Origin of the sequence: Intestinibacter sp. (assembly GCF_051866655.1) — a bacterium.
GTDB lineage: Bacteria > Bacillota > Clostridia > Peptostreptococcales > Peptostreptococcaceae > Intestinibacter.
On the sequence record NZ_JBJDXL010000197.1, the window covers coordinates 1 to 4,969 of the forward strand.

General features: G+C 30.6%; 7 protein-coding genes. 2 read left to right on the top strand and 5 right to left on the bottom strand.

Annotated elements, in window-relative coordinates:
• Positions 1-617 (bottom strand): NAD(P)/FAD-dependent oxidoreductase (locus ACI3VO_RS06065; protein WP_439757047.1); only part of this gene is annotated, 617 nt, incomplete at its 3' end.
• A gap of 103 nt (positions 618-720) precedes the next feature.
• Positions 721-1,971, bottom strand: a complete 1,251-nt coding sequence (locus tag ACI3VO_RS06070) for an ion channel (protein WP_439757048.1) — start codon at positions 1,969-1,971, stop codon at positions 721-723.
• A gap of 187 nt (positions 1,972-2,158) precedes the next feature.
• Between ACI3VO_RS06070 and ACI3VO_RS06075 the strand changes: the two genes are divergently transcribed.
• Complete coding sequence (locus ACI3VO_RS06075) at positions 2,159-2,593, top strand: hypothetical protein (protein ID WP_439757049.1); 435 nt, start codon at positions 2,159-2,161, stop codon at positions 2,591-2,593.
• 50 nt (positions 2,594-2,643) lie between these two features.
• Positions 2,644-2,958: a DUF1540 domain-containing protein gene (locus ACI3VO_RS06080; RefSeq protein ID WP_439757050.1), complete on the top strand. Its 315-nt coding sequence runs from the start codon at positions 2,644-2,646 to the stop codon at positions 2,956-2,958.
• A 108-nt stretch (positions 2,959-3,066) separates the two neighbouring features.
• Here the strand turns inward: ACI3VO_RS06080 and ACI3VO_RS06085 are convergent, their stop codons facing one another.
• From ACI3VO_RS06085 to ACI3VO_RS06095, 3 genes are all read right to left on the bottom strand, one after another.
• A complete protein-coding gene (locus tag ACI3VO_RS06085) occupies positions 3,067-3,738 on the bottom strand; it encodes a YczE/YyaS/YitT family protein (protein WP_439757051.1) in 672 nt (223 codons plus the stop codon).
• Between the two features lie 88 nt (positions 3,739-3,826).
• Positions 3,827-4,240, bottom strand: coding sequence for a DUF3785 domain-containing protein (locus ACI3VO_RS06090; RefSeq protein ID WP_439757052.1), 414 nt, complete (start codon positions 4,238-4,240; stop codon positions 3,827-3,829).
• 18 nt (positions 4,241-4,258) lie between these two features.
• A partial coding sequence (locus tag ACI3VO_RS06095) for a transglycosylase domain-containing protein (RefSeq protein WP_439757053.1) occupies positions 4,259-4,969 on the bottom strand: 711 nt, incomplete at its 5' end.

The window sequence follows — 4,969 nt, forward strand, 5'->3', positions numbered from 1 at the left end:
AATTTTGTAATCTTCACATTTTTTATTATAGATATATTTTCCATATTTTTGCACTTGTCTTCAATATATTTGCTACATTTTAATTCATCGTATTTACTCAAAATAGTAACATTTTTAGCAAATTTGGCTAGATACATACTTTCCTTTACTGCGCTATCTCCTCCACCAGCTACATATACTGGAAGCTCTTCAAATAGATGACCATCACAAATAGCACAATAGGATAATCCCTTACCCAAAAATTCATCCTCTCTATCTACATCTAACCTTCTATGCTTGCAACCAGTCGCTATTATTACAGTTTTAGTCTTATAAGTATTGTTTTTACACTTTATAGTTTTAATGTCATCATATAAATCAACCTCTACAGCCTCGTCTTTGACTAGCTCTGCACCAAAATTTATGCATTGCTTTACCATTCTATCAGCCAACGATGCACCTGTATCATCTTCTAAAATTCCTGGATAATTTTCTATTGTTCCAGTATTTAATATTTGCCCACCAAAATGATTTTTTTCTATTATCAAAGTTTTTAATTTAGACATCGCTGAATATATTCCAGCACTCAATCCACCTGGACCTGAACCTATTATTATTACATCATAAATATTATTCACTATTCTGTCCTTTCAATAAATCATAAATATATAAATCCCACTAAAATTTTGTTGTTATAGTTTTAATTTATCACATTTATCCAAAATATTAAATATGTAGCATCTATCTCGTTATTTTTCTGGCAAGTGTCGCTGTCCATATACCTACCATTGTAACACCTAATATCATTTCAACACTCGATAAGATAATGCTCGTTCCAACTGGAATTATATCGCCATATCCAACCGTTGTAAATGTAACTAAGCTAAAATACAAGGCTTCTAAAAAATCCACCAGTATTACCTTTTTTTCTAATATAAAAAACAACGACAAATTGTAATTTATAAATCTTCCTCCAACACTTATTCCTGTAAACAAATATATTATAGCAAATACAATCACTATCTCAAATGAAGTAATCAAAGCATAAGTAGGCCTTTCTCCATACCCACATATCATCCAGAATATTTTGGATTTTAATTTAGAAAACCCATCTAATACTTTATTCTCGCTGCACTTGTACAAATAATGATATTCTCCTGAAATACTCAAAAGTCTATTGCTCTCAAATTGTGAAGCTATATTTTTATATATTTTATATATATTAGTATAGTCTTTTTCGCTTTTATTAGGCATTATAATTTTATCAAAAAATGTATTTTCATTTAATTTAGTCAAAAATTCATCGTCAAATTCGAGTTTTTTTATTTCGCTGTTTATAATCGCAAATGACCTCAAATCACAATCTGAAAAATATATACTTTCGATTTCATCTTTATCAAATATACATTTTTTTAAATTTGACAATACAAAGTACATGCCTATGATATTATTATCTTGAAATACAGCTCGTTTTAAGTCGCTTTTATCAAAAGTACAATTTTCAAAGTCCGAATTATAAAAGTAAGTTATATTTTTATTCAAAGCATCAAAAAATTCACTTGATTTAAACTTAGTATTCAAAAACTTACAATCTAAAAACTCACATCCCAAAAACACGCAGTTTTCAAACTGTACATTTTTAAATACGCAATTTTTAAATATAACGTACTCAAATTTTATATTTTGAAAATACTTATATATAGAGGATGAGGTCATATCAAATAAACCAAATCCAACGTTATAAAAAGTCTCAAATTTTAAATTATCGATATCTTCAAAGTCTAAAATCTCTTTTTCATCTTTTATTCCTTTATCACCTGAATTCTTAATTATTGTTTTTTTCTTCTTAATACCTTTATCATGCAACTGCTGTGCTTCTTCATTCTTAAACAAATCTAGCTCAAAATAATACTTCTCCCTGCTTTCCTCTATAGAAAATTTTAATATTTCCTCTATATTATTCCTCTTTTCATCGAAATTATACTCATACATTTTAATTTTTCCCCTTTTTTTATTTACTATATTTATTTTTTTCAAATAAAAATTCCTTTATTTTACTAGAATAAATTTTCAAATTTATGTAGGGAAAGTAATATTTTTTATCAAATATAAATAAAATGATAAAAAAGTCTTTACTTGAAATCGATAATTATATAATTGTTAATAATGGAGGTTTTATATGAACGATAAAATAAAAGAAATTGAAAATAAATTACCTAAGGACTGCTGTTGTCTGTGCTCTCATCTGACTTTAGAAGGTCCGGATGAATTTTTTAAATACGAGATTAAATGCGTAATCAACGACTCTACTCCAGATCCCAAGGACTACTGCGAACACTTTGAAGTAGAACACTCAGATTTAACTACCTCTGACTTGGACAATTTATATTTAAATTTTTTAGAAGCATGCATAAAGGTTAAATACGAGGATTATTTAAATAGCCTATACTGGAAATTATTTAGAGAACAAATTCTATATAAAAATCACTACAGATGCTCTATATGCCACTCCAACGAAAACGTTGAAGTCTACCACCTGAATAAAAAATTTGGACGAGAAACAGAGGACGATGTAATACTATTATGCTCTAAATGTCTAAAAAAAGATGAATAGTTTTTTTGAATCCTGCACATACTAAAGAAAAATTATGGAGGTAATAACTTATGAAAAATTTAAAATGCAATGCTGAAAAATGTGTCTATAACAAAAACTATGAATGTTACGCTGGCAAAATCAATGTAGACGGTGACACAGCTACAACTGTTGCCGATACTTATTGTGCTACTTTCAGAGAAAATGAAGCTCCTTCTTTTTCTAGCAATGCAGGTCACTGCTGTCATGAAGAACACGCAGTAGGAACTGCTGAAATCAAATGTGAAGCCGTAAACTGCGTATATAACGAACAAAAGCTTTGCCATGCTCCATCTGTACAAATCAATGATATGGACGCTAGCTGCAACACTTTTAAAGCTAGATAGTTAATTTATGTACTTAAAAAGGGATATCATCATAATTTATGATCTATCCCTTTTAATTTAATCTTCATTGATAACTTAGCAATTTCGATTTACATATTTATCTTGAACTTACGCACTTTTTCTATTTTCTAATAATTCCTTTATATATCTAATATCATCTGTTATTATTCTATGTTTAATTTTTTTAGAATCTATATTGCAAATTTTAAATCCTATCTGAATAGCATAACCAAGACCAAACGCACTCATGACAGTTCCAAGACCAACTTGACCTCCTAGAAGCCATCCACTTACCAATGCTGTAAGCTCTATACCTGTTCTAAGAACTCCAACAGGCTTAGACGTCTTTTTATTAAGTGCAAGCATGAGTCCATCTCTCGGACCACTTCCAAGCCCTGCACCTAAATACACCACTGTCGCAATTGCAGAAATAATTATCCCTATTATCATCATAATAATTCCCATAAATAAATTATCTGCAACAGGAATTATATTCGCAGCCTTTATCATATCTAAAAATACACCTATAAAAATCATATTAAGCACAGTTCCCCAGCCTACACCTTCTCCTAGAACTGCATCTAATATAACTATCACAAGGCCTACTGTTATAGAAGCCTGCCCCATAGTAATTCCTGTCTTAAGTGATATTCCTTGGTGAAACGCATCCCAAGGAGATAGCCCGATTTGAGCATTTACCATAACGACTATTCCAAGTCCGTACAAGAAAAACCCTATAAACAATCTAACTAATAAGTACAATATTCTTTTTATATTCATACATGCCTCCCCATAATACAAAATTATACATTAAAAGAGAATTATAAATAACACATTATAATTCTCCCAAATATCATTTTATTTAAATTTAAACTACACAGTTTTCTATTTGAATCAACGTATCTTGACAATTTTTACATATTATAAGACTAACTATATAGCTATCGTCCACCTTTTTAGCCTTCAAAAGCTTATTAAAAGACTGACCTTCATATTCCTTTTGGATATCACTTATAACAAAATTCTGATTTTTAGTGTATATATAGAAGTGATACTCTAAAAAAGGAAAGAATTTTTGCTTTTCCTTAACTCCAGCGAGACACTCAACACATGCTTCCTTATAGTATTGAATATCAAAATCTATTTCATCTAAATCAGCAAGCATATCAAGTATATCGTCTAAGCTCAAGCCCTTCACTGGTTTCTCTTCATCATTTAATAAGCATACATTTTTATCTTTTTCTATTATATATTCTTTTTCGTCGTAAACAAATTTTAACATATTTAACTCCCTACTCAATTAATCTATTTCTGATGCAAACAAAGTCGGATCATCTACTGCCTCTTGATACTCATCCTTTGATATATATCCTTGTTCTAGCATATCATTAAGTACCTGTATTTGTCTAGCCTTAGCTTGATCGTGCTGATTAAATCTATAAGGGTTATTCGTGATACCTGCAAGCATTGCGCACTGTGCTAAATTTAATTCAGATACATCCTTATTAAAGTAAACCTTAGCCCCCTTGGCAACTCCATATGCAGATTTACCCAAATAAATATTGTTCAAATAAGCACTTAAAATCTCATCCTTTGTCATGACCTTATTCATCTGAAGGGCATTGTACATATCCAAAACCTTTCTCTTGTAGGTCTTATCCTCACTCGTAAGCAAGTTTTTAGAAACCTGCATATCTATAGTACTTCCCCCCTGAGTAGAAGAAGTCACTAAATTATTAAGTGCAGCCCTAACCAAGGACTTAATATCAACTCCATTATGCTTATAAAACCTTCTATCCTCCATCGCCACGATAGCGTGCTTCAAATCGTTTGGAATCTTATCAGCACTCACGACCTCACTACTTATATAGCTATCGTAAATCAATTCCTTAGTCACCTTAGGGCTACCATGAACTGCATATACGAAAAATCCAGAGAAAAATACTCCTCCGACCACTGCCAACACCAATACCACAGCAGCTAATCTTTTAATCAGCGCCATTCTCTTTTT